Here is a 23,854-nt window from a genome sequence, read left to right on the forward strand (position 1 = left end):
GACGCGGGCGATGCCCGGGCGAGCCCAAGGGTGCCGTCCGGCATGGGAAACCTCATTGTCGTGATCCACTTCGCCGGGGGGGCATGCCGCCATGACGCACCCTCAGGGCTCCGCCCAGGCGGCCACCCCGTCCGCGACGGCTCTCCGTGAACGCCTCGGCGCACTGCTCGCCCTGCCGTTCCGGCGCGACACCTGGCGGCACATGCTGTTCGCCCTGCTGCTGCCCCTCGCCCTCGCGGTGATCCTCGTGCTCCGGTACGCGATGAAGGCGGCGCAGGGGAACGGACACCAGGCGCTGGGACCCCTGATCCTGATCGTGGCACTGGCCGGCATCGCCGCCGTCGGGCCTTCCTTCGAGCGGATGCGGCTGCGGGTGTTCTTCGATGAGACCGTCGTGCCGTGCGTCGAGGGTCGCCTGGGCAACGGCTTCGTGTTCTTCCTCGTGAACACGGCACTGTCCACACTGTCGTTCGTCGCCGCGGCCGGCTGGGTCATCGTCTGCGCGCGCAACCTCACCTACCCGAGTGGCGCTGCACTTCGCGGCAGGGGTGGTGGCGTTCTTCGTCATGTCGTGGATCGTCATTCACCTCACCGACTGGCAGCGGGCCGCGGTGCGCCGCCACGTCGGCGCGGGGAGCTAGTTGTGGCCCTGTCGTCAAAGTCCCGCCCTTGCCCCCGGCGCCGACGTCATGGGAACCGGCTCAGCCGCTCGCCTCCGGTGCCAGGGACAGGTGCCAGAAGGCGGCGTAGCGGCCACCGAGGCGTAGCAGTTCGTCGTGGCTGCCCTCCTCCGCGATCCGGCCCGCGTCCAGGAAGACGACACGGTCGGCGCGTTGGACGGTCCGCATCCGGTGCGCCACCATCACCACCGTCCGGCCCGCCATCAGGCGCTCGATGCCCTCGTGGACGGCCGCCTCGTTCACCGGGTCCAGGGCGGAGGTGACCTCGTCCAACAGCACGATGGGCGCGTCCTTCAGCAGCGCTCGCGCGATCGAAACGCGCTGGCGCTCACCACCCGACAGCCGCGCGCCGCCCTCGCCGACGTTCGTCGCCCATCCGTCGGGCAGTCGCTCGATCACGTCGTCCAACCGGGCCGCGGTCGCCGCCGCCCGCACCTCGGCGTCGTCCGCGTCGGGACGGCCGAGGCGCACGTTCTCCTCGATCGTGCCGTCGAAGAGGTAGACGTTCTGGAAGACGAAGGCGATCCGCGACATCAGCGACCCGGTGTCGATGTCGCGCACGTCCACGCCGCCCACGCGCACCGCGCCCGCGTCCACGTCGTGGAACCGTGCGAGCAGCTCCAGCAGGGTGCTCTTTCCCGCCCCCGACGGCCCGACGACGGCGAGCCGCTGCCCGTCGGGCAACGACAAGGAGAGGCCGTCGATCACCGTGCGGTCGCCGTGCCGGAAGGCGACGGAGTCGAACTCCAGGTCATGGCGGTCCGGCCGGACCGGTTCGCGAGGCTCGGGCAGCGGTTCGGTGCGCAGTACCGCGTCGAGCCTCGCCAGTTCGGCCCGGGCCCCGCGGAGTTTGCCGCCGATGTCCGACAGCGACAACAGCGGATCGGCGCAGCGCGCGGCCAGCACCAGGATCGTCAGAACCTCCGCCGCGCCGATGTTCCCGCCGAGCGCGAGGTGGGCGCCCAGCACCAGCAACACCGTGAACATCGCCTGCACCGCCAGCGTCAGGCCCACCGCACCGGGCAGCGCGGACAGCGTGGAGCGGCGGGAGGCGCGCCGGACTTCACGCAGCGAGTCGTCGAGCAGCCGGAATCGTTCGCCGGTCCGGCCGCCGGCCCGCAGCACCGGCTGGGCCTGGAGGAATTCGATGACCCTCCCGGTGGCCTCACGGTCGCGTTCGGCGCGCTCCGCATCACCGGCGGCCATCGAGCGTCCCGTCCGGATCTGGATCGCCGCCACGACCGGTACGGCGGCCAACGCGGCAAGGCCCATCTGCCAGTTGAAGACGAGCATCACGGCAACGATGGTCAGGGGAGTCACGCAGGCCGAGACGAACGGTGCCAGCAGGTGCGCGATCACGGCCATGGCCTGCAGGACGCCGCGTCCGGCCAGTACGGACAGCTCCCCGACGCGGCCTTCGCCGTACCATCCGACGGGCAGCCGGGCCAGGTGATCGCCGAGACGGCGGTACATACCGCCCAGGAGCGCCGCCCCGACACGGAATCCCGACAGATCGCTGCGGTAGCGCAGCACCGCGTAGAGCGCGAAGGCGACCCCGAACGCGATCAGCCAGGGTCGGGCGGCGCCGGGATCGCTCCCGAACAGTGCCCGCAGCAGTGGAACCAGCAGTGCGTAGGACACGCCCTCGGCGATCGCGGTGGTCGTCATCAGGACCACGGTGCGGCGCAGCGGTCGGGCGTACTCGTGTCCCAGCACGCGGAGCAGCATGCGCATCATCGGGACCCCTCTCCTCGCAGTGCGCCCACGTGGGGTCGGATCTCGTCGGCCGTCGCCGGTCGGTGGGATCGCCAGAACGCGGCGAACCTTCCGTTCCGCGCCAACAGCTCGGCGGGCTCGCCCCGTTCGACGATCGACCCGTTCTCCAGCATCACGACGGCGTCGGCATCGGCGACCGTCTCCAGACGATGGGCGATGACCAGGATCGTCCGGTCGTCGCCCAGCGTCGCCAGTGCCCGGCGCACCGCCTGTTCGGTCTGCGGGTCGGCGAAGGAGGTCGCCTCGTCGAGCACCAGGACGGGCGTGTCGGCGAGCAGCGCGCGGGCGATCGAGATCCGCTGTGCCTCGCCACCCGACAGTCCGGCATCCTCGCCGATCACCGACTGGTATCCGCGCGGGAGTTCGAGGATCCGTTCGTGGATGTTCGCCAGTCGGGCGGCGCGCACCACGTCGTCGAGGTCGGCGTCGGGTGCCGCCAGCGCGATGTTGTCCGCCACCGACGCGCGCAGCAGGGAGACGTCCTGGAAGACGAAGGAGACTGTCCGGTAGAGCTCCCGGCTGCCGAGCTCGCGCAGGTCGACACCGCCGAGGACGACCGAACCGTGCGTCGGGTCGAAGAACCGCGGCAACAGCCGGACGAGCGTGGACTTTCCGCTGCCCGACGGTCCGACGACCGCGGTGACCGTCCCCGGTTCGAGCACCAGGTCGATCCCGCGCAGCACCTCGTGATCGGCTTCGTAGCCGAACCGGACGTCACGCAGTTCCACCCGGTGACCCTGTGGCGCGAGCGGGTGCGCGGGCTCCGGCAGCACCGGCACCCCGAGCACGTCGCGGATCCGGCCGACCGCGCGCCGGGCGGTCTGCACCTCGTCGAAGCCGTGGCCGAGGGCCGCCACCGGAGCGGTCAGGCCCAGTCCCAGCAGCAGGAAGGGCAGCAGGTCAGCCGGGGCCAGGCTGCCGTCCGCGATCAGAGCCGTACCGCCGATCAGTACGACCAGCAGCACGAACGGCGGTGACAGCGCCAGCTGCATGGCCGCGGCCGGCCCCGAGACGCCGCGCACCCACCGGCGGAAGACGCCGACGAACTCGTCGGTGGCCGTGACGAACCTGCGGTGGGAGCGCTCGGCCCCGCCGAACGCCTTGACCACCGCGATGCCCTGGACGAACTCGATGACGGAGCTCGAGATCCGTCCCATGGCGGCGTCGAACTCCCGCTGCTCGCGCACCCGGGCCGGGGTCATCAACAGCGGGACCATCGCCAGGGCCACCACCACCGGTACCAGCGCGATCAGCGTGAGCCGCCAGTCGATGGCGAACAGGTAGACCAGCGACACCAGCGGCACCACGAACGCGGAGACGAGCTCGCCGGGCGTGTGGGCGATGAGCGGGTGCACGGCACTGACGTCCTCGCCCACCAGCTTGGCCAGCTCGCCGGTCCGGCGCCGTGCGAACCAGCCGAGCGGTACGCGTCCCAGTCGCGCGGCCAATTGCCGCCGGAACGCCAGTTGCACCCGCCCGTCGAGGAGATGCCCGATGCCGGAGGACGCGGCCGTGAACAGCAGCCGGAGGAACATGCCCGCCGCACCCGCGATCACGACGATCCAGACGTGTGCCCGATCGACGGGACCGGGCGACAACAGGGCACGACCCAGTTCGACGACCGCCAACAGCGGCGCCAGGCCCGCGACGGCGCCTATGACCTGAAGGACCACGACGGCGGCGAAGGTCCAGCCGTAGGGTCGTAAAAACGAGTTTCGGAACATGTTCCGAAAGTAGCATCGAGTCGGTGTCGCCGTGAACACGAACGGCCGAGCCCGCGACGGCTTCGCGGCGCGGTACGGCGGGACGGCATGATGGGACGATGCCTCGACCGCCCGCACCGCACGGCCGCACCGGCCGGCCGCCCGTGACCTCCCGTGCGCAGATCCAGGAGGCGGCCCGCCGGCTCATCGACCGGGACGGCTGGGAGAAGCTGACCATCCGGAAGCTGGCCGCCGAGCTCGGCATCGGGGCGACGACCCTGTACCACCACATCCGCAACAAGGACGACCTGCTGGTCCTGATGCTCAATCACCACATCACCGGGATCGAGCGCCCCGTGCTGCCCGATGACCCGCGGGACCGTATCGTCACGGCCGCCACCGCGTTGCACGACGCCCTCGCGGCCTGGCCGTGGGCCGCGGAGGTCCTCTCGGCGGACGGCTTCGTCGGTCTCCTCGACGAATCGGCGATGTGGATGGTCGAAGCCATCGTGGCCGGCGCCCACGACCGAGGATGCACGCGCGAACAGAGCGTCGACGTCTTCCGCAGCCTTTGGTACTACACCGTCGGCGAGGTCCTCGTCCGCGCCCACTCCGCCCGCCGACGGGACGAAGGCCGGCCCTTCGCCTACCGCGACGACCTGGACCCCTCCCAGGTGCCCCACCTGGCCGCCATCGGCGTCCGCTGGGCCGCGCTGGCCGCACGGGACATCTACCCCCAGGGGCTGCGCACGTTCGTCGACGGACTGCTCGCGCAGGTCACACCGGCCACTGCCCGTGGCGTCGGTTGAGCGCGAACCACGAACCGGCCACCACGAGAAGACCGGACGCGCCTCCCCTCACGGCGCCCCCTCACCCGCCCGGGCCAGGGCCAGCACGCCCACGCAGATCAGGGCCACGCCCAACAGTTGGGGGAGTAGCCACCACTCCGAGCGCAGGTGTTCCTCGTAGAGCAACACGCCCAGCGCGACGCTGACGCTCGCGTCCCCCAGGGTCAGCGCCGGCTGGGAGGCGACCAGCGGACCGCCCTGCATGGCGTGTTCGAGCAGCAGCAGGGCGCAGATGCCGGTCGCGCCGAAGGCGTACGTCTCCCAGGCGGTCAGGAACGCGCCGAGGCCGCCCTCGTCGAGGACGTGCACGGCGGACTTCATCAGGGCCGCCGTGAGCGCGTAGCAGACGGCGGTGGCCGCGCCGAGGCATCCGGCCCGCGCCCGGCCCGGCGGGCGCCGCAGTCCGGCCACGGCCAGGGCGGCGACGGCCACCGCGCAGGCCGCCAACGCCAGGAGCCAACGGTCGAAGGGGACGTCCGTACGGTTGCCCTCGGGCGAGGCCGCCGCCATCGCGACCCCGAGCCCGGCCACCAGCACCGCCACCGCCACCCACAACGCCCCCGGCAGCCGCTGACGCCCCAACAGCGAGGCGATCAGCAGCGCCAGCGGCAGTTCCATCACGAACAGGGGCTGTACGAGGGCCAGCGCGCCGGTACCCAGCGCCACGGCCTGGCCCACCCCGGCCGCGATGACCGCGAGGATCCCGCCGATCCACAGCGGGCGCCGCAGCAGGTCCAGGATCAGGCCGAAGCGGAAGCCGTCGCTCTGCGGCACGGTGAGCGCGGCCCGCCGCTGGAGCACGGTGGCGAGCGCGTTGGAGAACGCCGCGAACAGCGCGAAGAAGACCGGCAGGACGACGCCCATGCCCCGATCCTCACCGATGCCCCCGTCGGTCGGGGCCGCGACACCCGCGCCTATCGGGTGGCGTGGGCCCGACCGGTCCGCCCGGTCACGCGCCGCAGGGCGAGGGCCGCCAGCGCCTCCGGGGCGCCGGCCTGACCGCGGACCCCCGGGAAGGCGTTGACGTCCACGATCAGCGGCGTGCCGTCCCCGACGTCGATGATGTCCACGCCGTAGACCTCCAGCGCGAACACCGCGCCGGTCTCCCGCACCAGATCGGCCCAGCCCGCGGGCAGTTCGTCCAGGGGCAGCGACCGGGTGGCGCCCCGGCCCTCGGGCGACAGCTCGGAACGGCGCAACGCGCAGAAGACCTCGTCACCGATCGCCCAGAGTTTGTGGTCCCAGCCGCTGTTGGGCGCGAACTCCTGCACCACGACCGGCTCGTGCCGCCAGACCTCCGCCAACTGCCGCAGCCGGGAGCCGTCGTCCACCCGGGCGACCAGGTCGCCCCGGCGGTTGCGCCGGCTCTTGACCACCACGGGGGCGGGCAGCGCGGCGTCGGACGCCCACGCCGAGAGGGAGCCGTGGGTGCGGGTGTCGGCGAAGGGCAGACCGGCGCCCAGGGCGAGCTCCGCCATCCGGGTCCGGTCCTGACACAGGGCGGTGGCCGCCGCGGAGTTGACCACCACCGCCCCCCGGGCCTCCAGCTCCCGCGCGAGCTCCAGCGCCCGCTCGGTACCCGACTTCAGCAGGTACACGTCGGCGGGGCGTGCGGGTGCTCCGGCCGGCGATGCCGGGTCGAGCACCTCGACGGTGTGCTCCGGCGCCAGCAGGGCGGTGGCGGCCGCGAGCAGCGGATGCCCGGGCTCCGGGGTGATCAGGCCGATCCTCACGCGCCGTCCCCCGCCCGGGCGGCGACCTGCGCCGAGGAGACCTGGCCCGAGGTGACCTGGCCCGACGAGACCTGCGCCGACGTCGCCTGCACCGGAATCGACACCGGCAACGTGTACGGCAGGGCGGCGGCCGGAGCGGGGCGCCCGCCCGAGCCGGCCCGTGCCAGCTCCAGCACCGCTCCGGCCACCCGCGAGGCCGCGTCCGGTACCTGCCGGAAGCTCGGGAAGTCGTTCACGTCGACGACCACCGGCCCGTCCGGACCCAGCAGCACGTCGACCCCGTACAGGTCGAGCCCGTACACCACCCCCACCCGCGCGGCGATCTCCGCGACCTCCGGCGACAGCGGCACGCGCCGTTCCGGCACCGAGGCGTCCGGGTGCAGCGGGGAGCAGCGCTCGGTCGCGAACAGCTCCCCGCCGACCCCGTACACCTTGATGTCCGTACCGCGGTTGGGCACGTACGGCTGGGCGATGAGCATGCCCTCGCCCGCGAGCCCGGGGAGCATCGCCTCCAGCCGCTCCGGCGAGGACACCAGGTGCACGGCCCGCCCGGAACTGCCGTCGGCGGGCTTGACGACGAGGGGGTACTCCGCAGCCGGTATCTCCCGCAGCAGTTCCGGGAGCGCCACCGCGTAGGTGACCGGCAGCGGAAGCCCCTGCCCGCGCCCGATGGCGGCGGCCAGGGCCTTGTCGCGTACCCCCCGGATCGATCGGGCGTCGTTGACCGTGGTCATCCCGGCCGCGGCGGCGGCTTCGAGGAGGGTCAGCCCGGGCCCGCCCGAGACCGTCTTGAGCACCCAGGCGTCGTGCGCGCCCGCGTCGACCGCCTCGCTCATGCGCAGCAACGATCCGCCCGGCCGCACCACGTCGACCCGGTGGCCCCACGCGGTCAGTTGCCGGATCACCTCGTTCGGCATGCCGTCATGGCGGTAGTGCTCCTCCACCAGGAAGCAGAGCCTCATGGACCTTCCCCATATTCCCCGGACGTCCGCCGATCCCGTCCGGCGAGTTGTGACGTCACAGGATGTCATGAACCCCAATGTGACGATCGGTCCACCTGTACGAGTATCGCTGGGCGTCCCGCATGTCTTCCCACCCTCGCCCGAGTGCGGGAGGCCCGATCAAGGACGACCCGGCCGGGCGCCGACGCCACAGTCAATCGGGTGAGGATCGTAGTGCAGGTCAAGCTCCTGCCGTCGCCCGAGGAGACGGCGGCGCTGGAAGCGGAACTGGCTTTCCCTGCCGGCTCAGAGCCGTGAGAACGACCGGGACCGCACCCGCATGGCATTGCAGTCCTTCGCCTACGCGGAACTCAAGGTCCGGGGCTTGTCCGTTCAGCCCGCCCTTCACGTGATCCGTAAGGTCGCTGACGCGTACTCGACGCGGAAGGCGAACCTGAAGGCAGGGAATTACGGGGCGAAGGACTCCGGGCGGTATCTGCGGATTGCCAGTGCGCCGGTCCGGTTCCGGCGCGATGCCGCGCATCCGTACGACGATAGGTGTCCGTCCTGGCAGTACGACACACACGCTGTCTTAAACGCGCCGGTGCGCGCAATTGGGTGGCACGCAGGAGCCCGGGAGCTGGATGTGCTCCCGGGCTCCGTCACGCCCGCCCCGCCGGGCCCGTCAGACCGGTACGGACACGAACGCGCGGCCCGCCTCGTTCTCGACGCGGATCTCCTTGACGGCCGACGGGTCCACGGCCGCCGAGCCGTCCAGCGACGCGCCCTTGCCCTCACCGTTCTCCGCACTGCCCACGACCCAGCCGCCGGCTGTGGTGCGCGTGCCGTCGTCGGCGACCACGACCAGCCGGCACCGCTCGCCCGGCGGCACTCCCGTGACCGCCGCGTTCAGCCGCACCCACTTCGCGGCGGGCGTCATCTGTACGGTGATGCGCGCCCCGGTGCCGGGATCGGTGGCGGAGGCCACCTTGGTCCCGGGGACCGGTGTCGAAGGGGCCGTCGTCACCGTCGGGGACGGCACCGGGGGCACGGCCAGGGCCCCTTCGTCACCGGCGCCGAGCTGCGTGCCGGCCCAGAACACCGCGGCCAGCGAAGCCGCCGCGGTCAGTGCCACGAGCCCGGTGCGCCGGCGCCGTCGGCCCTCCAGTTCGCCGCGCATCTGCCGCAGGGTGCGCTGGAGCAGCAGGTCCCCGCCCTGTGGGGGCCCGTCCAGGAACGCCTCCTCGGGCACCTCGCCCAGCGCCGCCTCCATCTCCCGCAACGCGGCCACCTCCTCCCGGCACCCCACGCATCCGCTCACGTGCTCCTCGACCCGGCGGACCTCCTCCTCGTCGAGCACACCGAGGACGTACGGGCCGAGCAGTTCCTCCTCGTGCCGCTGCCGGTTCATGCCACCACCTCACGAAGTCCGGCGGGCTGCTGGGGCGGCCTGCCCGATCGTTTGCCGTCTCTGAAACTGCCGTCCCTGCCGCCACCGCCGTCGGTGAAGAGCTCGCGCAGGGCCTTGAGCGCGTAGTGCGAGCGCGATTTGACCGTACCGGCCGGGATGCCGAGGCTGTCGGCGGCCTCCGCGACGCTCAGCTGCCGGTAGTACAGCACCGTCAACACGTCCCGGTGCTCCGGGGACAGGCGGTCGAGGGCGCCGAGGACCGTCATGGCGTCCACCACGGACTCGGCGTGATCCGCCTCGACCGGGGGAGCGGCCGAGGCTCCGGAGACCTCCGGCGGCCGGGCCGCCTTGGCGCGGTACCGGTCGGTGATGATGTTGCGGGCCACCGTGAGCAGCCAGCCGCGCACCGAACCCTTTCCGTTCACCAGGACTTCGGAGTGCCGCCAGGCCCGGATGAGGGTCTCCTGGACCACGTCCTCGGCGGCGGCCCGGTCCCCGGTCAGCCGGGTGGCGTACGCGAGCAGGGCGTGACCGTGCTCCTCGTACACCGACTTGATCAATGCCTCGTCGGTCGAGCCCCGCCGAGTGCGGGGCCACAGTGGTCCGGCCATCTCACCCTCTCCGTCTTCCGCGCTTGGGTCGTGCGCTCGGAACACGCCGCTCGCGCGGAGCCGGTTCACGTGACGTACGTCACTCAAGCGCGGCAGTCGCGGCCCGTGTTGAGGCAGTCGACGACCCCGGCCATCTGCCCGTCGGTCATCGCGTTCACGAACATGGCGTGGTCGGTCGTCGGGCTGTGCCGCTGCTCGGGGAAGGAGTCGAGGGCGATGGGCGCGCCCGCGGGGACCTCGTAGGCGAGCGTGAGCCGCAGTTCGGGCACGGGGAAGGTGCCCCGGGGGCAGACGCCGCCCGCCCCCGGGAACAGCAGGTGCGAGCGGTGCCCGGCGCCGGCCGTGTCCAGGCCGTTCCAGCAGCTCGGGAAGGCGAGGGTGCGCGTGACGCGGTCGCCGGCCGGGCAGCGCGGGTAGCGGGTGGTGGAGCGGTCCGGGGAACCGGAACAGCCCCACCTGGCCCGGACGTCGGCGCCGGTGCCCGCGGTGAACGCCACGGCGTCCCCCGTCATCCCGCGCAGGAACCGCGGCATCGGCACCACCTCGCTCACCGGATTGCCGCGGAACTCCACCCGGACCGAGGCCTCCGGCAGGATCTCGCCCGCGTTGCCGTGCCCGGCCGAGGTCTCGTGCGGGCGGGACCCCGGCCGGTCGGTGCGGCGCAGGACCGGCCAGTAGTACGTGGACCGGTCGCCGCCCGTACAGCTCGTGGCGGCCGCGCTCAGGGAAGCGTCGGTGGACATGGCGTCCGCCGACAGGTTCCCCACGTACGCGTGCGTGTGGTGGGCGCCGGCGCGGAGCCCGGGCGAGACCACCAGGTTGTCCTCGTTGTAGTGGCCCTCCTCGTTGCGTCCGCACTCCACCACCACCGAGCCCGCGGACCCCGTAGATGCCGCCGCCCCGGCCGCCGGAGCGGGGTCGGGGGAGGGCGGAACGTCCTTGATGTCCACGTAGTCGGAGGCCGCCGGCCCGGCCGCGCCGTGCCCCGGTCGCGGACCGGCCGCTCGCGAGGCCCCCAGTGCGGCGGCGAGCAGCAGCCCGCCCCCCAGGACCAGGCATACGACGAGAGTGAGCAGTCGGCGTTCGTTCCCCATGGCGGTCACGGTTGCCGGTGGCGCCGGCGCAGTCAACGGGGCATCCGCATGCCGGGCGCCGAGCCGCGGCGACCCGGCCGCGGGCCTCGTCGGCCTTCGCGTTCTTGCCCGGCGGCCCGGCGGGTGCGCACAGTACGTCCCATGACACCTGTTGAGCTCCTGAACGCCTTCGCCCGCACCCGCGCGTCGCTCGACGGCGCCGAGGTCACGTTCTGGTGGTGCGGTGACGTCCACGCGTGGGCCCCGGGGGAGCCGTACCGGCGCCTCTTCGGCTTCGAAGGGGTCAACGTCGCCCGTCTGCTGCCCGACGAGGAGACCGGTGGGTGGCAACTGCTCACCCGGGAGGCCGCGTTCTACCTGGACCCGGTGAGCCGGGAGATCCTGGAGACCTGGCAGGACAAACCGGTCATCCATGTGTGGAACGACCCGGCGAACCAGAAGCTGCGGCCGTTTCCCGTCCCCATGACCGAGCTCGGTGACCAGGTCTGCTTCAGCCTGGAGATCCCGCTCGCCTATCCGTCGCCGCTGCCGGTCGCCGAGTTCCCGCTCAACTCCGCGGACGACACCTACCGGGCGCTGGAGCTCTTCCAGTTCTTCGCGCCCGCGACCGTGACGGCCACCGACGCGCCGAGCGTGCCCGCCACCATGTCGTGGACGCGGATGTCCCCCTGGCTGCCCTGGATGGAACAGGGCCCGCGGCCGGGCGGTCTCACCTTCCACTGCCGGGGCCGCAAGCTCGCCTCCTATGCAGAGGTGCCCGAGCGCACCCGCGCGTACATCGCCGCCAGGCAGCCGGAATTCGCCCGGGCCCCGGAGAAGTGGACCGAGCCCAACGAGACGAGTTGGACGTACTTCCGCAAGCTCGGGCATTCCGGCTGAGCGGCGGGCCGGAATCCGATGGGAGACCCCGCCGTACGTCCCGCCGAACGCCCCGCCTAGTATCCGACGAGGGGGTATCCGGGGGCCGACAAGGGTTTTCCCCGTATCCAGTTCATTCCCGCGTTGCCTAATGTCTGCCCATCGGCGATCTTCCTCCGGGACGGTCGGACCCCACGCCAACCCCACATGGCGTGAATCCGCACCTCCCGGCGGACCGTCGGTACCGCCGTTGCCCTGCCCCGCCGTCGAGGCCGGAGCGACGTGGCGCGCGGTGGCGGCCGGGGTGAGTTCGACCAGCTCTCCCGGCCCCGCAGCCGCCGGTTCACCTCCCACAATGCACCGACCGGCCGCTCCGGCCTGCCCGGGAACGGCCATCGAAAGGGAACAAAGTGCACGCATCCAGACGTCGTAGGCTCATATCCGTGGCGGCGATCTCCGTCACCCTGCTCGCCGGCTCCGCCACCGCCTCCGTGGCCATCGAGGCCCCCGTCGGGGCCCCGGCCGCCGCGGCTGGCACCGCGCCGGTGGAGAACCTCATCGTCGGATACAAGTCCTCGGCCTCCGAGGCGAGTTCCAACACCGCGGCCGCCGCCGACGCCACCGCCAAGGGCAAGAAGGCCGGCAAGAAGGCGAAGTTCGACCGTCGCCTCGGCACCGGCGCCGCGCTCGTCAACCTCGGCGGCACCGTCGCCCCGGCCGACGCGGCCGACGTGATGGCCCAGTTCCGCGCCGACCCGGACGTCGCCTACGTCGAGGTGGACTCCCGCGCCTACGCGCTGGCCGTCAACCCGAACGACACCGAGTACGCCAAGCAGTGGGACCTCTTCGAGCCCACCGCCGGCATGAACGTTCCTGCCGCCTGGGACAAGACCACCGGCTCCGGCGTCACCGTCGCCGTGATCGACACCGGCTACGTCGCCCACTCGGACCTCGCCACGAACATCGTCGCGGGCTACGACTTCATCTCCAGCTCCAGCGCCGCCCGTGACGGCAACGGCCGCGACAGCGACCCGGCCGACCAGGGCGACTGGACCGCCGCCGGCGAGTGCGGCACCGGCTCCACCGCCAGCAACTCCTCCTGGCACGGCACCCACGTGGCCGGCACCATCGCGGCCGCCACGAACAACTCCAAGGGTGTCGCGGGCATCGCGTACGGCGCGAAGATCCAGCCCGTCCGCGTGCTCGGCAAGTGCGGCGGCGCCACGTCGGACATCGTCGACGCCATCACCTGGGCGTCCGGCGGCTCCGTCGCGGGCGTCCCGGCCAACGCCACCCCGGCCAAGGTCATCAACATGAGCCTCGGCGGCTCCGGCGCCTGCAGCTCCACCTACCAGAACGCCATCAACGCCGCCGTCGCCCGCGGTACGACCGTCGTGGTCGCCGCCGGCAACAGCAACGCGGACGCGGCCAACTTCTCGCCCGCCAGCTGCAACAACGTGATCAACGTCGCCTCGAGCAACCGCGCGGGCGACCGCTCGTACTACTCGAACTACGGCGCGATCATCGACATCGCCGCCCCGGGCGGTGAGACCCGCCGCGCCACCGACACGCCCGGCACCGTCACCACCCCCGAGAACGCCATCCTCTCCACGCTGAACGCGGGCACCACCACCCCCGGCGCCGAGATCTACAAGCCCTACCAGGGCACCAGCATGGCCGCCCCGCACATCGCGGGTCTCGCCGCCCTGATGAAGTCGGCGAACACCGCCCTCACCCCGGCGCAGATCGAGTCCGCGATCAAGACCAATGCCCGTCCGCTGGCCGGCACCTGCACCGGTGGCTGCGGCGCCGGCCTCGCCGACGCGGCCGCGACCGTCAACGCGGTGACCTCGATCCCGCCCACCACGGGCTTCGAGAACACCATGGACTTCTCCATCGTCGACAACGGCACCGTGGAGAGCCCGATCACCGTCAGCGGTGTCACCGGCAACGCCCCGGCCACCCTCAAGGTGGGCGTGAACATCCTGCACACCTACATCGGTGACCTGAAGGTCGACCTGATCGCCCCCGACGGCAGCGTCTACAACCTGCACAACCGGTCCGGCGGCAGCGCCGACAACATCAACCAGGTCTACACCGTGAACGCCTCCACCGAGGTCGCGAACGGCACCTGGAAGCTCCGGGTCAACGACAACGCGGGCGGCGACGTCGGCAAGATCGACTCCTGGAACCTCGGCTTCTGACCAAGCCCGAGCCCGTCCACCGCTGCGGACCGCCAACTCGGCCTGACGGAGCGATAGTACGGACCAACTGAACCCGCGGACCTGCTGATACACCTCGTATCGGCAGGTCCGACGGGTTTTCCGGTCGGCTGGCTGATTTCTGCGTCACAATCGGGGCCCACCTGCCGTTTGACCTCGTATTGTCGCGTCTCACAGGAAAGGCACAGGAGCTGGGGACCGAGAGGCTGGTGGCTGTGCGTGGTGGCGGCGACGGGGCACGCTGACACAAGTGTCGGACACGCTGAACTCATCAAGGCGGTCGACCGCGCGCTGACCACGCACGGCCGGGCGCTCATCACCGGACCCGCCGGCGCGGGCAAGAGCGAACTGGTGCGCGCCGTCGCGGCCGCGGCCGAGTCGCGCCGCGAGACCGTGCTCCGCCTCGCCCCCGAGGCCGCCGACCAGTGGATACCCGAGGCCTCCGCCGCGGCCCTGCTGGCCTCCGTGCCCTGCGCCACCTTCGAGCCCCTCTCCGGGCCCCAGCGCACCGCCATCGCCCTGCTGTGCCGGGAGACGGAGGCCCCGCGCGCCGGCCGCGACCACGTCGCCCTGCGCCTCGCCGTCGTCGAGGTGCTGCGGACGCTCGCCGCCCGCCACCCCGTCCTCCTCGTCCTGGACAACGCCCAGTGGATGGACGCCGAGAGCACCGACCTGCTCCGCTTCGCCCTCCGCCTCACCCCGACCCACGTGCGGGTCCTCGTCGCCCAACGCGTCCAGGTCGGCGCCCCCGCCGGAGAACCCCTCTGCGGCCCCGACACCCCCGCGATCCGCGTCCCTCCGCTCGGCGCCGACGAGGTCGCCGAACTCCTCGTCCGCCACAACCTGCCCGCCCGCCTCGCCGGCCGCATCCACCAGGCCAGCGGCGGCAACCCCCGCCTCGCCCTCGCCCTCGGCCACTCCTTCGCCGAAGCCGCCGAGGCCCGCGACGGCAGCGCCCACCACGCCGACGCCCTGCCCGTCGCCGGCCAGGCCCGCGAGGTCGCCCGCAGACTGCTCGCCGAAGTCCCCGCCGAGGCCCGCCGCACCCTGCTCCTCGCCGCCCTCGCCGCGCGTCCCACCACAGCCGTGCTGCGCCGCGCCGGCCGCCCCGACGCCGAGGCCGAACTGGCCGCGGCGGAACGGGCCGCGCTGCTGCGGGTGGGGGAGGACGGCACCGTGGAATTCACCGCCGGCGCCCTGCCCACCGCGCTCGCCGCCGACGCGGGCTGGCCCGAACGCGCCGCCGGACACGCGGCACTGGCCGACGCCGTCGACGACCCCGTCCAGGCCGTGCGCCACCGGGCACTCGCCGTGGACACCCCCGACCAGTGGCTCGCCGCCGAGATCACCGAGGCCGCCGCGGTCTGCCGCCGCCGGGGTCAGCGCGCCCTCGCCGCCGAACTGGGCCTGCTCGCCGCGGAACGCACCCCGTCCTGCCTGGCCGGCGAGCAACTCGCCCGGCTCGTCACGGCCGCCGAGGACGCGGGCTGGGCCGGCCGCGCCGACCTCGCGCGCCGCGCGACCCGGGCCGTACTCGCCCGCGACGCCTCGCCCGCCGACCGGGTCAGGGCGCGGCTCGCCGTGATCGACGCCGCCGGACAGGCCCTCGGCACCCTCGACGAGACCTTCGCGTGCGCCATGGCCGACGCCGCCGGAGACCCCTCGCTGCAGGCAGCGGTCCAGCTGCGCATGGCCTGGAAGCACAACCTCAGCGACGGGGACCCCGTACGCGCCCGCGACGCCGCGGCCCGGGCCGGAGCCCTCGCCGCGCTCGGCGGCGACCAGGTCGCCGAAGCCATGGCCCTGACGGTACGGGCCCGGATGGGCCGCATCCTCGGCGACCCGGGCGCCGAGGCGATCCTTGCCGAAGCCCTCGCGCTGCCCGCGCCCGAAGTCCCGCTCGGCATGCGCAACGCACCCCAATACCTCGCCGTACGGCACGCCCTCTTCGACGACAGCCTCGACGACGCCCGCCGCCAGCTGATGGTGCTGCTCCCGGCCGTCCAGCGCACCGGCTCCGCGGAGGACGTGTTCGAGGTGCTGCGCAGCCTCACCGAGGTCGAACTGCGCGGCGGCCGCTGCGAGGCCGCGTCCACGCGCGCCCGCCAGGCCCTGGAGCTGACCATAGAGGCGGGCCTCTCGCCCGGCCCCGCCTGGTACCTCGCCGCGATGGCCGAGACCGCGGGCGGCAGCTTCGCACGCGCCGCCGGATACGCCCGCCGCGGCATCCAGGCCTCGCGTGAGGAGCGGGACCAGGTCTTCCTCTCGCGCAGTCTGCACGCGCTCGGCCTCGTCGAACTGGCCACGGGAGAGGCGGCGAAGGCCGTCGCGACCCTGCGCCGGGTCGCCGAACTGGAAGCCGCGCAGAAGGTGGCCGACCCCTCGATCCTGCGCTGGCACGGGGAGCTCGCCGAGGCCCTGGTCGCCGCCGACGCACCCGACGAGGCCGCCCGGCTGATCGACCCCGTCCGCACCGTCGCCGTCGGCCTCGGCCGCACCGGGGTCGTCGCCGCCCTCGACCGGGCGCGGGGCCTGTGCCTGTCGGCCCGGGGCGAGGCCGAAGCGGCCGTCCACCTGCTGGAGGCCACCGCCCAGCGGTTCGAAGTCCTCGGGCTGCCGCTGGAACGCGGCCGTACGCTCCTCGCGCTCGCCAGGGTCGAGCGGCGCCGCCGCCGGCGCGCACCCGCCCGGGCCGCGCTCGCGGCGGCGGCCGAGGTGTTCGGCCGGGCCGGGGCCACCCCGTGGGCGGAACTCGCCAGGGAAGCCGCTCCGGGCGAGGGAACCCCCACGGAATCGGCAGCGGCGGCGACCCTCACCGACGGGGAGGCCCGGCTCGCGCTGCTCGTCAGCCAAGGGGCCAGCAACCAGGAGGCCGCGGCGAAGCTCTTCCTCAGCGTCAAGACGGTGGAGGCCCGGCTGACCCGTATCTACCAGAAGCTCGACGTACGCTCCCGGGCCCAGCTGGCCACCGCCCTGGCCAAACGAAACGCGCCGGCGTAGCGGGGGCTACGCCGACGCGTGGTCGGGATCGGAGTCCGGGGATCAGCTGCCGCTGGAGAGGTTGCCGGACAGGATCGGGATGTTGCTGGCGATGTGCGAGGCGGAGTCGTCACCCTTGGCCTGGGTGGAGTTCTCGGCGCACTGCTGGTTCTGCGGGTTGGCCAGGACGTTGATGTCCTGGACGCCCACGTTGACGAGCGCCAGGATCGACTGGGCGTTGACCTTCGCCGGCAGGCCGACGCAGAGCTTGTTGAGGGAGCCCTGGACCAGGCTCGCCTGCGGGCTCATCAGGCCGTGGGTCTCCTGGTTGCCGTAGATCTGCGTGGCGCCGTTGCCGTTGATGGTGTTGACGCCGTTGTCGTTGCCGATCGCCATCGCCGGGGTGGCTACGGCGGCACCCGCGCCCAGGACGGAGGCGGTGACCGCGGCGGTGGCCATGAGCTTCTTGAACATGTGGGGGATCCTTCTGTCGCACTGTCGCATGAGATAGCTGCCCTCGGCGGGACGAGCTGATCAACTGCCGGCGGCGCCAGGGGTTATCCCCCGTCACCCGGGTGGCCCAATTGCCACACCGGGCCACCCGGGCTGGACTCCCGTGGTCGGGGGTCAGCCGGTCTTGCGGCGGACCTTCTTGTTCTTGCCGCCGCCTCCGCTGCTGGCACCCTGGACCTTCGCCCGGTTCTGGTGCGCCTGCTGGGACTGGGCATTCGCGGCGTTGCGCTCCAGGGCCTCCCGGAACTTGCGCTTGGCGGCTTCGGCCGGGGATTCGTCCTGCGGGGTTTGCGTCTCGTCTGCCATGTGTCCTCCTGGGGTGATCAAGCGATTTCAGTCTGTCAGCTGGCGTCCCCGCTGACCAGCGAGTTCGTTCCCGGGAGGCGTGGGGGCGGGCGCCCCGGGGAGGTCCAAACGGGACTTTGGCACCCCATAAGTTTGAGTTATGGGGGCATAAGTCGACACCGGGTGCTAGGTAAGGGTGCCCTTCGTTTAGGGTTCGGCATGATCCACCTTGCTGTCGCTCGAAGGGAACCATTGCCATGCCTCGCCCTCTGCGAGTAGCAATCGTCGGTGCCGGACCCGCCGGCATATACGCCGCCGACGCCCTGCTGAAGTCCGAGACCGCCGCCGAGCCCGGCGTGTCCATCGACCTCTTCGAGCGGATGCCCGCGCCGTTCGGCCTGATCCGCTACGGCGTCGCGCCGGACCACCCCCGGATCAAGGGCATCATCACGGCCCTGCACCAGGTGCTCGACAAGCCCCAGGTCCGCCTCTTCGGCAACGTGGACTACCCGAACGACATCAGCCTCGACGAGCTGCGGTCCCTCTACGACGCCGTGATCTTCTCCACCGGCGCCACCGCCGACCGCGCGCTCGCCATCCCCGGCGTCGACCTCGACGGCTCCTACGGCGCCGCCGACTTCGTCTCCTGGTACGACGGCCACCCCGACGTCCCGCGCACCTGGCCGCTGGAAGCGGAGAAGGTCGCCGTGCTCGGCGTCGGCAACGTCGCGCTCGACGTCGCCCGCATCCTCGCCAAGACGGCCGACGAGCTGCTGCCGACCGAGATCCCGGCGAACGTCTACGACGGCCTCAAGGCCAACCAGGCCCTGGAGGTGCACGTCTTCGGCCGCCGCGGGCCGGCCCAGGCCAAGTTCAGCCCGATGGAGCTGCGCGAGCTGGACCACTCGCCCAACATCGAGGTCGTCGTCAACCCCGAGGACATCGACTACGACGAGGGCTCGATCACGACCCGCCGCTCCAACAAGCAGGCGGACATGGTCGCCAAGACCCTGGAGAACTGGGCGATCCGCGACATCGGCGACCGCCCGCACAAACTGTTCCTGCACTTCTTCGAATCCCCGACCGAGGTGCTCGGCGAGGACGGCAAGGTCGTCGGCCTGCGCACCGAGCGCACCGAGCTCGACGGCACGGGCAACGTCAAGGGCACCGGGCAGTTCACCGACTGGGACGTCCAGTCCGTCTACCGGGCCGTGGGCTACCTCTCCGACGAACTGCCCAAGCTCCCGTGGGACGTCGAGTCGGGCACCGTGCCGGACGAGGGCGGTCGTGTGATCGAAGGCGGCGCCCACCTGGCGTCGACGTACGTGACCGGCTGGATCCGGCGCGGTCCGATCGGCCTGATCGGCCACACGAAGGGCGACGCGAACGAGACCGTCGCCAACCTGCTGGCCGACCACGCGGAGGGGCGCCTGGCCACGCCGTCCGCGCCCGAGCCGGAAGCCGTCGAGGCCTTCCTCGCCGAGCGCGGCATCCGCTACACGTCGTGGGACGGCTGGTACAAGCTGGACGCCGCCGAGAGGGCGCTGGGCGAGCCGCAGGGCCGCGAGCGCGTGAAGATCGTCGAGCGCGAGGAGATGCTCGACGCGAGCGGCGCGTAACCGCGGGGAGGGCCGGGACTCGCACGCGGTCCCGGCCTGATCCGAAAAACACGCCCTACCCGCTGCGTTCCAGAAGGCCCCGTACGAACGCCGCCTGGCCCGCGTGCTGCCAGTCGTCGCCCAGGACGCTCACCAGGCGGACTCCCAGGGTGACCGGCGGGTCCCAGCGTTCGTCGACCACGCGGTTCAGGTCGGCGGCGCCGAGGCCGTGGACGAAGCGGATCGTCTGTTCGTGGACCGCTTCGTAGTACCCGAGCAGCAGCTCGCCCGATTCCACCCGGACCGCCGCGACCTGGCGCGCGGTGTGCCCGTACCCGGTCGAAGCGGCGGGCAGGGGCAGGGCGAAGCGGTCCGACCAGCCCTGGGACTGCCAGACCTGCTCCAGATCCGCCGCGTCGGCGATGTGGTCGTCCTGGATCCGGGTCAGGTGCCAGACCAGCCAGGTGATCGAATTCGCGGCCGGGTCGACGCGTGCGTTGAGCGTCTGCGCCGGGAGCCCGTCCACGACCTCGTGGACGAGCTCCCGGATGCGCCCGAAGCCGTCGGTGATGACCTCCGTTGCCTTCATGCACCCACCATGCAAGGCCCGGAGGCCGACCCGCCGGGCGCGACACGCGGCGGGTGGGGCGACCGGCTCAGGCGGTCGCGTCGGCCTTCGCGGGCGTCGCCGCGACGGAGGCCTCGGCCGGGGCCGACGCGGCCGTCACCGTGCCCTGGCGGCCGCGCAGGCCGAACCGGCTGATCAGCGCGACCAGGGCGAAGGCCGCGGCCCCGATGCCGAAGGTGAGCGTGAAGCCGGACTCGGCGGGCAGCGGCGGCACGCCCGCCGGCAGGTGCTCGATGGTCTTCGACGCCAGGATCGTGGTGACGACGGCGCTGCCGATCGCGCTGCCCGTGGAGCGGGAGATCGAGTTGATGCCGTTGGCGATGCCGCTCTGGTGGTGCGGGACGCTCGCCATGATCACGGCGGGCATCGCCGCGTAGCCGAAGCTCACGGCCGCGCCGACGACGAGTCCGGCGCCGATCACGGAGACGGTGTGCGCGTGGTCGAGGGCCAGCCAGGCGAACCCGGCGGCGCCGAGCCCCGCGGCCAGGCCCAGTGCCACGCGCGGACCGCGGTGGCGGACCAGCTGCCCGCCGATGGGGGAGGCGAGCAGCGAGACGATCGCGCCGGGCAGCAGGAACTGCACGGACGCGCGCAGGATCGACGCGTCGAAGCCGTAGCCGGTGAGGGCCTCGGGCATCTGGACGAGGTAGGAGACGCCCAGGAAGTTCGCGAACATCCCGAAGCCGACGAGGATGCCGGCCAGGTTCGCCATCAGCACCGGGCGGTGGATGAACATGCGCATGTCGACGAGGGGCTCGCGGACCTTGAGCTCGGTCAGCACCCAGACGGCGGCCATGACCGCGGCGCCGGCGAAGCTGCCCAGGGTGCGACCGGAGTCCCAGCCCCACTCGTGGCCCTGGGAGATCGGCAGCAGGAGCAGCAGCAGCGTGATGCCGAGGGTCAGCGCGCCGAGGAAGTCGGTGCGCCCGCCCGTCTTGTGGCGCGTCGCGGGAACCAGGAAGACCACGGCGAGCAGTGCGAGGACCGCGAAGCCGGTCGCCATCCAGAAGGCGTTGCGGTAGTCGGCTCCGGAGCCCGAGGTGAGCAGACCCGTGGCCACGAGGGCGAGACCGCTGCCGAACGCGAGCGTGCCGCTGACCAGCGCCATCGCGCCCGGCAGCTTCTGCGGCCGGACCTCTTCGCGCAGCACGGACAGCGCCAGCGGGAAGATCGCGGTGGCCGCCCCCTGGAGCACCCGGCCCAGGATCAGCAGCGGCAGCGAGGAGGCCAGCGCGGCGATCACGGAGCCGACGACCATGACGCCGAGCACCGCCACCAGGGTGGGCTTCTTGCCGTGCTGGTCGCCGAAGCGGCCCAGCAGCGGAGTGAAGACGGCCGCCGAGAGCAGGGTGGCGGTGGTGACCCAGCTCACGCCGGCGGTCGTGGCGCCGAGGTCGGCGCGGATGAGGCCCAGGATCGGGACCGGCAGGGTCTGCATCATCGACACGACCATGGCGGCCAGGCTCAGGGCGAAGACGATGACCGTCTCGTTCCTGCGCCCGGTGGCCGGGGCGGCGGCGGGGGAGGGGGTGCTCATGGCGGGCAGGTCCTTCTTCGGGCTTCGGGCTTCGGCGTGCGGAGCTTCAGGGTGGAGCTTCAGGGTGGAGATGTTTGATGTCCTCAAGTAACTCGATCGAAGGTAGACCTCAATGGTTAAGGTGGTCAAGTAAACAATTGATAATGTCAATCATCTTGAGTACGCTCCAGGCATGAGCGACACCGCCGCCCCTCACGCCCCCGCCAAGCTCCAGCTGCTGGAACTGCTCGCCGCCATCGGCACCGCCCAGTGGCGGGATTTCGCGGCCGCCGCCGCCCGGTACGGCCTCACCTCCACCCAGGCCCGGGTGCTCGCCCAGCTCGACGGCCCCGTGCCGATGCGCGGCCTCGCCACCCTGCTCGTGTGCGACGCCTCGAACGTGACCGGCATCGTCGACCGCCTGGAGGCCCGGGAGCTGGTGCGCCGCGAGCCCGCCCCCACCGACCGCCGCGTCAAGAACGTGGTCGCCACGGACGCCGGCCGCGAGATCATCCGCCGCGTACGGGAGGAGATGCAGGCCACCCACAGCGCCCTGGACACCCTCGACGAGGCCGAGAGCGCCACGCTCTACGCCCTGTTGGAGCGGCTGCGCCCCACCATGGAGAAGGACGCCTGAAGTAGCCTCGTCCGCATGAGTACTCTGCGGACGATCAACGACGTACCGGTGCTGATGTGCGCGGCCGAGGGCGAGGTCATCGCGGGCGAGCGCGAGGCCCTGGACTGCATCGGCAACGCCGGCTACCAGGGCGCCCAGTGGGTGGTCATCCCCGCCGGACGCTTCGACGAGTCGTTCTTCCGGCTCGGTACGCGCGTCGCGGGCGCGATCATCCAGAAGTTCGTCCAGTACCGGATGGGGATCGTCGTCCTCGGCGACATCTCCCGCCACATCGAGGCCAGTTCGGCGCTGCGGGACTTCGTCCGCGAGTGCAACCGCGGCACCCAGACCTGGTTCCTCGCCGATGAAGCGGAGCTGCGCGAGCGACTGGCCGGGGCGGAAGCGTGAAGGGCGCGCTCGACGTCCGGATCCTGTGGGCCGCCGACCGGGCGGCGTCCGTCTGGAAGAACGGTGGGGGAGTCACCCGCGAGATCGCCGTCTTCCCCGAGGGCGCCGGCATGGACGAGTTCGTCTGGCGGGCGAGCCTCGCCGAGGTCGCCGCCGACGGGCCGTTCTCCGCCTTCCCCGGCGTCACCCGCACCCTGACCCTGGTCGAAGGCGTGGGCATGGACCTCGACGTCGGGGGTGAACGCCGCCTGGTCGACGAGCGGTTCGCGCCGCAGGACTTCCCCGGGGACGAGCCGACCGACTGTCGCCTCCTCGACGGACCCGTCGTCAACTTCAACGTGATGTACCGCCGGGGCGCCGCGGAGGTGGAGACCGCCGTCGTGCGGGGCGAGCTCACGCTCGACGTCAAGGTGGACGAGGCCGTGCTGGTGGTCGCGCTCCAGGACCCGATCGCGCTCGAAGTGCCCCCGGGCCGTGCCCTCGCTCTCGGCCCGTACGACGCGGCCTTGTTGACGAGTTCCTTCATCGACCTCGTACGAATCTCCGGGCGCGCGGCGGTCGTACGGCTTCGCTAGCCGCCGCCCGGGACGAGGGGCGGCCCAGCAGGATTCCCGCCAGGGCCAGTGCGAGCCCGCACAGCTGCCGGAGGCTGAGCGTCTCGCCCGCGACCGCCGTGCCGAGCAGGACGCCCGTCACCGGGTTGAGCAGGCCGAGCAGCCCCACCGTCGCGGCGGGCAGGCGCCGCAGGCCCGCGAACCACGCGGTGAAGGCGAGCGCAGTGGACACCACCGTCACGTAGCCGAAGGCCGCGAGCGCGGGCCCGTCGAGGGTCGGGGGTGCTCCCTCCGCGATCACGGCGAGCGGGATCAGAACCAGGCCGCCGCCCAGCAGCTGCCAGGAGGTGGCGGCGAGGACCTCGACGTCGGTGCTCCACCGCTTGGCGAGGACGAAGCCCAGTGCGGACATCCCCATGGCGGCGACCGAGGCGAGCAGACCGAGCGCGTCGAGCGCCACGGTCGAGGTGAGCAGCATCAGGCACACGCCGCCCACGCCGAGGCCCGCGCCGGCCAGGTGTCGCCGTCCGGGCCGCTCTCCGATGAGGGCCCAGGCGATCAGCATCATGACCAGTGGCCCGGTCGCCATCACCGTCGTGGCCACGCTCGTCGGGAGCCGCTGGGCGGCGAGGTACACCAGCGCGAAGAAGCCGCCCATGTTGAGCACGCCGAGCAGCAGGGACTTCCACCACCAGGACCCGCTGGGGACCTTCCGGCGCACGGCCAGGAGCAGCAGCCCCGCGGGCAGCGCCCTGAACACCGCTCCGTACAACGGGGAGTCGGCGGGCAGGAACTCCCGCGTGACGAAGTAGGTCGTTCCCCAGGCGACCGGCGCGATGGCCGTGACCAGGGACCACCGCAGATTGGCTTCCATGGAAGG

General features: G+C 72.4%; 22 protein-coding genes. 8 read left to right on the forward strand and 14 right to left on the reverse strand.

Annotated features, from left to right (window positions below; all coding sequences use genetic code 11):
* Positions 1-52 precede the first annotated feature (52 nt).
* The 3 genes from ACFV9H_RS08380 to ACFV9H_RS08390 all read right to left on the reverse strand — a co-directional run bounded on the left by ACFV9H_RS08380 (position 53) and on the right by ACFV9H_RS08390 (position 4,180).
* A complete protein-coding gene (locus tag ACFV9H_RS08380; RefSeq protein ID WP_385395068.1) occupies positions 53-568 on the reverse strand; it encodes a hypothetical protein in 516 nt (171 codons plus the stop codon).
* 133 nt (positions 569-701) lie between these two features.
* Complete coding sequence (locus ACFV9H_RS08385; protein WP_385395071.1) at positions 702-2,417, reverse strand: ABC transporter ATP-binding protein; 1,716 nt, start codon at positions 2,415-2,417, stop codon at positions 702-704.
* Positions 2,414-4,180 carry an ABC transporter ATP-binding protein gene (locus ACFV9H_RS08390; protein WP_385395074.1) on the reverse strand — a complete coding sequence of 589 codons (1,767 nt, stop codon included), beginning with the start codon at positions 4,178-4,180 and terminating at the stop codon, positions 2,414-2,416. Before ACFV9H_RS08390 ends, ACFV9H_RS08385 begins: the two co-directional genes overlap by 4 nt.
* 98 nt (positions 4,181-4,278) lie before the next feature.
* Between ACFV9H_RS08390 and ACFV9H_RS08395 the strand changes: the two genes are divergently transcribed.
* On the forward strand, positions 4,279-4,968 hold the full coding sequence (locus tag ACFV9H_RS08395; protein ID WP_385395077.1) for a TetR/AcrR family transcriptional regulator: 690 nt from the start codon (positions 4,279-4,281) through the stop codon (positions 4,966-4,968).
* Between the two features lie 48 nt (positions 4,969-5,016).
* On the opposite strand, the gene ACFV9H_RS08400 is transcribed toward ACFV9H_RS08395, so the two are convergent.
* From ACFV9H_RS08400 to ACFV9H_RS08425, 6 genes are all read right to left on the reverse strand, one after another.
* A complete protein-coding gene (locus tag ACFV9H_RS08400) occupies positions 5,017-5,871 on the reverse strand; it encodes a DMT family transporter (RefSeq protein WP_385395079.1) in 855 nt (284 codons plus the stop codon).
* Positions 5,872-5,921: 50 nt separating this feature from the next.
* Positions 5,922-6,740, reverse strand: a complete 819-nt coding sequence (locus ACFV9H_RS08405; protein ID WP_385395081.1) for a RimK family alpha-L-glutamate ligase — start codon at positions 6,738-6,740, stop codon at positions 5,922-5,924.
* Positions 6,737-7,702: a RimK family alpha-L-glutamate ligase gene (locus ACFV9H_RS08410; protein WP_385395084.1), complete on the reverse strand. Its 966-nt coding sequence runs from the start codon at positions 7,700-7,702 to the stop codon at positions 6,737-6,739. Before ACFV9H_RS08410 ends, ACFV9H_RS08405 begins: the two co-directional genes overlap by 4 nt.
* Before the next feature lie 664 nt (positions 7,703-8,366).
* Positions 8,367-9,092 carry a zf-HC2 domain-containing protein gene (locus ACFV9H_RS08415; protein ID WP_385395086.1) on the reverse strand — a complete coding sequence of 242 codons (726 nt, stop codon included), beginning with the start codon at positions 9,090-9,092 and terminating at the stop codon, positions 8,367-8,369.
* Positions 9,089-9,703: a sigma-70 family RNA polymerase sigma factor gene (locus ACFV9H_RS08420; RefSeq protein WP_385395089.1), complete on the reverse strand. Its 615-nt coding sequence runs from the start codon at positions 9,701-9,703 to the stop codon at positions 9,089-9,091. Before ACFV9H_RS08420 ends, ACFV9H_RS08415 begins: the two co-directional genes overlap by 4 nt.
* An 83-nt stretch (positions 9,704-9,786) precedes the next feature.
* Positions 9,787-10,797 (reverse strand): DUF1996 domain-containing protein, encoded by a 1,011-nt coding sequence (locus tag ACFV9H_RS08425; protein ID WP_385395092.1) that lies wholly within the window; start codon positions 10,795-10,797, stop codon positions 9,787-9,789.
* 141 nt (positions 10,798-10,938) lie between these two features.
* Here ACFV9H_RS08425 and ACFV9H_RS08430 point away from each other — a divergent pair, with 141 nt between their 5' ends.
* The 3 genes from ACFV9H_RS08430 (at position 10,939) to ACFV9H_RS08440 (ending at position 16,877) form a co-directional block, all read left to right on the forward strand.
* Positions 10,939-11,676, forward strand: coding sequence for a DUF1838 family protein (locus ACFV9H_RS08430; protein ID WP_385395094.1), 738 nt, complete (start codon positions 10,939-10,941; stop codon positions 11,674-11,676).
* Positions 11,677-12,098: 422 nt separating this feature from the next.
* On the forward strand, positions 12,099-13,859 hold the full coding sequence (locus ACFV9H_RS08435) for a S8 family serine peptidase (RefSeq protein WP_385395097.1): 1,761 nt from the start codon (positions 12,099-12,101) through the stop codon (positions 13,857-13,859).
* Between the two features lie 237 nt (positions 13,860-14,096).
* Positions 14,097-16,877, forward strand: a complete 2,781-nt coding sequence (locus tag ACFV9H_RS08440; protein ID WP_385395100.1) for an AAA family ATPase — start codon at positions 14,097-14,099, stop codon at positions 16,875-16,877.
* A gap of 42 nt (positions 16,878-16,919) precedes the next feature.
* On the opposite strand, the gene ACFV9H_RS08445 is transcribed toward ACFV9H_RS08440, so the two are convergent.
* Both ACFV9H_RS08445 and ACFV9H_RS08450 read right to left on the reverse strand, forming a co-directional pair.
* A complete protein-coding gene (locus tag ACFV9H_RS08445) occupies positions 16,920-17,330 on the reverse strand; it encodes a rodlin (protein ID WP_385395102.1) in 411 nt (136 codons plus the stop codon).
* Between the two features lie 153 nt (positions 17,331-17,483).
* Positions 17,484-17,675: a DUF5302 domain-containing protein gene (locus tag ACFV9H_RS08450; RefSeq protein WP_385395105.1), complete on the reverse strand. Its 192-nt coding sequence runs from the start codon at positions 17,673-17,675 to the stop codon at positions 17,484-17,486.
* A 236-nt stretch (positions 17,676-17,911) separates the two neighbouring features.
* Between ACFV9H_RS08450 and ACFV9H_RS08455 the strand changes: the two genes are divergently transcribed.
* Entirely contained in the window at positions 17,912-19,273 is a 1,362-nt protein-coding gene (locus ACFV9H_RS08455) for an FAD-dependent oxidoreductase (RefSeq protein WP_385395108.1), read from the forward strand.
* 55 nt (positions 19,274-19,328) lie between these two features.
* Here the strand turns inward: ACFV9H_RS08455 and ACFV9H_RS08460 are convergent, their stop codons facing one another.
* The gene (locus ACFV9H_RS08460) at positions 19,329-19,841 is read right to left on the reverse strand and encodes a DUF664 domain-containing protein (protein WP_385395110.1); all 513 of its coding nucleotides are present in this window, start codon (positions 19,839-19,841) and stop codon (positions 19,329-19,331) included.
* Between the two features lie 67 nt (positions 19,842-19,908).
* Positions 19,909-21,417 carry an MFS transporter gene (locus ACFV9H_RS08465; RefSeq protein ID WP_385395113.1) on the reverse strand — a complete coding sequence of 503 codons (1,509 nt, stop codon included), beginning with the start codon at positions 21,415-21,417 and terminating at the stop codon, positions 19,909-19,911.
* 172 nt (positions 21,418-21,589) lie between these two features.
* Here ACFV9H_RS08465 and ACFV9H_RS08470 point away from each other — a divergent pair, with 172 nt between their 5' ends.
* The 3 genes from ACFV9H_RS08470 to ACFV9H_RS08480 are packed head-to-tail and all read left to right on the forward strand — an operon-like array spanning position 21,590 to position 22,995.
* The gene (locus ACFV9H_RS08470; RefSeq protein WP_385395116.1) at positions 21,590-22,033 is read left to right on the forward strand and encodes a MarR family winged helix-turn-helix transcriptional regulator; all 444 of its coding nucleotides are present in this window, start codon (positions 21,590-21,592) and stop codon (positions 22,031-22,033) included.
* A 15-nt stretch (positions 22,034-22,048) separates the two neighbouring features.
* Entirely contained in the window at positions 22,049-22,420 is a 372-nt protein-coding gene (locus tag ACFV9H_RS08475) for a DUF4180 domain-containing protein (protein WP_385395119.1), read from the forward strand.
* On the forward strand, positions 22,417-22,995 hold the full coding sequence (locus ACFV9H_RS08480) for a HutD family protein (protein WP_385395121.1): 579 nt from the start codon (positions 22,417-22,419) through the stop codon (positions 22,993-22,995). The genes ACFV9H_RS08475 and ACFV9H_RS08480 overlap by 4 nt, the downstream gene beginning before the upstream one ends.
* On the opposite strand, the gene ACFV9H_RS08485 is transcribed toward ACFV9H_RS08480, so the two are convergent.
* Positions 22,943-23,848: a DMT family transporter gene (locus tag ACFV9H_RS08485; protein ID WP_385395123.1), complete on the reverse strand. Its 906-nt coding sequence runs from the start codon at positions 23,846-23,848 to the stop codon at positions 22,943-22,945. The two genes, ACFV9H_RS08480 and ACFV9H_RS08485, sit on opposite strands and share 53 nt — an antisense overlap.
* Positions 23,849-23,854: the final 6 nt, after the last annotated feature.

The sequence above is a fragment of the Streptomyces sp. NPDC059874 genome (genome assembly GCF_042731135.1).
In the GTDB taxonomy this organism is placed as follows: domain Bacteria; phylum Actinomycetota; class Actinomycetes; order Streptomycetales; family Streptomycetaceae; genus Streptomyces.

Excerpts from the sequence above, each read along its gene's own strand:
- ACFV9H_RS08445 (WP_385395102.1), bottom strand. The coding sequence starts at position 17,330 with ATGTTCAAGAAGCTCATGGCCACCGCCGCGGTCACCGCCTCCGTCCTG.
- ACFV9H_RS08380 (WP_385395068.1), bottom strand. The coding sequence starts at position 568 with ATGACGAAGAACGCCACCACCCCTGCCGCGAAGTGCAGCGCCACTCGG.
- ACFV9H_RS08455 (WP_385395108.1), top strand. The coding sequence starts at position 17,912 with ATGCCTCGCCCTCTGCGAGTAGCAATCGTCGGTGCCGGACCCGCCGGC.
- ACFV9H_RS08485 (WP_385395123.1), bottom strand. The coding sequence starts at position 23,848 with ATGGAAGCCAATCTGCGGTGGTCCCTGGTCACGGCCATCGCGCCGGTC.
- ACFV9H_RS08410 (WP_385395084.1), bottom strand. The coding sequence starts at position 7,702 with ATGAGGCTCTGCTTCCTGGTGGAGGAGCACTACCGCCATGACGGCATG.
- ACFV9H_RS08385 (WP_385395071.1), bottom strand. The coding sequence starts at position 2,417 with ATGATGCGCATGCTGCTCCGCGTGCTGGGACACGAGTACGCCCGACCG.
- ACFV9H_RS08415 (WP_385395086.1), bottom strand. The coding sequence starts at position 9,092 with ATGAACCGGCAGCGGCACGAGGAGGAACTGCTCGGCCCGTACGTCCTC.
- ACFV9H_RS08450 (WP_385395105.1), bottom strand. The coding sequence starts at position 17,675 with ATGGCAGACGAGACGCAAACCCCGCAGGACGAATCCCCGGCCGAAGCC.
- ACFV9H_RS08400 (WP_385395079.1), bottom strand. The coding sequence starts at position 5,871 with ATGGGCGTCGTCCTGCCGGTCTTCTTCGCGCTGTTCGCGGCGTTCTCC.
- ACFV9H_RS08430 (WP_385395094.1), top strand. The coding sequence starts at position 10,939 with ATGACACCTGTTGAGCTCCTGAACGCCTTCGCCCGCACCCGCGCGTCG.
- ACFV9H_RS08465 (WP_385395113.1), bottom strand. The coding sequence starts at position 21,417 with ATGAGCACCCCCTCCCCCGCCGCCGCCCCGGCCACCGGGCGCAGGAAC.
- ACFV9H_RS08460 (WP_385395110.1), bottom strand. The coding sequence starts at position 19,841 with ATGAAGGCAACGGAGGTCATCACCGACGGCTTCGGGCGCATCCGGGAG.
- ACFV9H_RS08420 (WP_385395089.1), bottom strand. The coding sequence starts at position 9,703 with ATGGCCGGACCACTGTGGCCCCGCACTCGGCGGGGCTCGACCGACGAG.
- ACFV9H_RS08425 (WP_385395092.1), bottom strand. The coding sequence starts at position 10,797 with ATGGGGAACGAACGCCGACTGCTCACTCTCGTCGTATGCCTGGTCCTG.
- ACFV9H_RS08390 (WP_385395074.1), bottom strand. The coding sequence starts at position 4,180 with ATGTTCCGAAACTCGTTTTTACGACCCTACGGCTGGACCTTCGCCGCC.
- ACFV9H_RS08470 (WP_385395116.1), top strand. The coding sequence starts at position 21,590 with ATGAGCGACACCGCCGCCCCTCACGCCCCCGCCAAGCTCCAGCTGCTG.
- ACFV9H_RS08475 (WP_385395119.1), top strand. The coding sequence starts at position 22,049 with ATGAGTACTCTGCGGACGATCAACGACGTACCGGTGCTGATGTGCGCG.
- ACFV9H_RS08395 (WP_385395077.1), top strand. The coding sequence starts at position 4,279 with ATGCCTCGACCGCCCGCACCGCACGGCCGCACCGGCCGGCCGCCCGTG.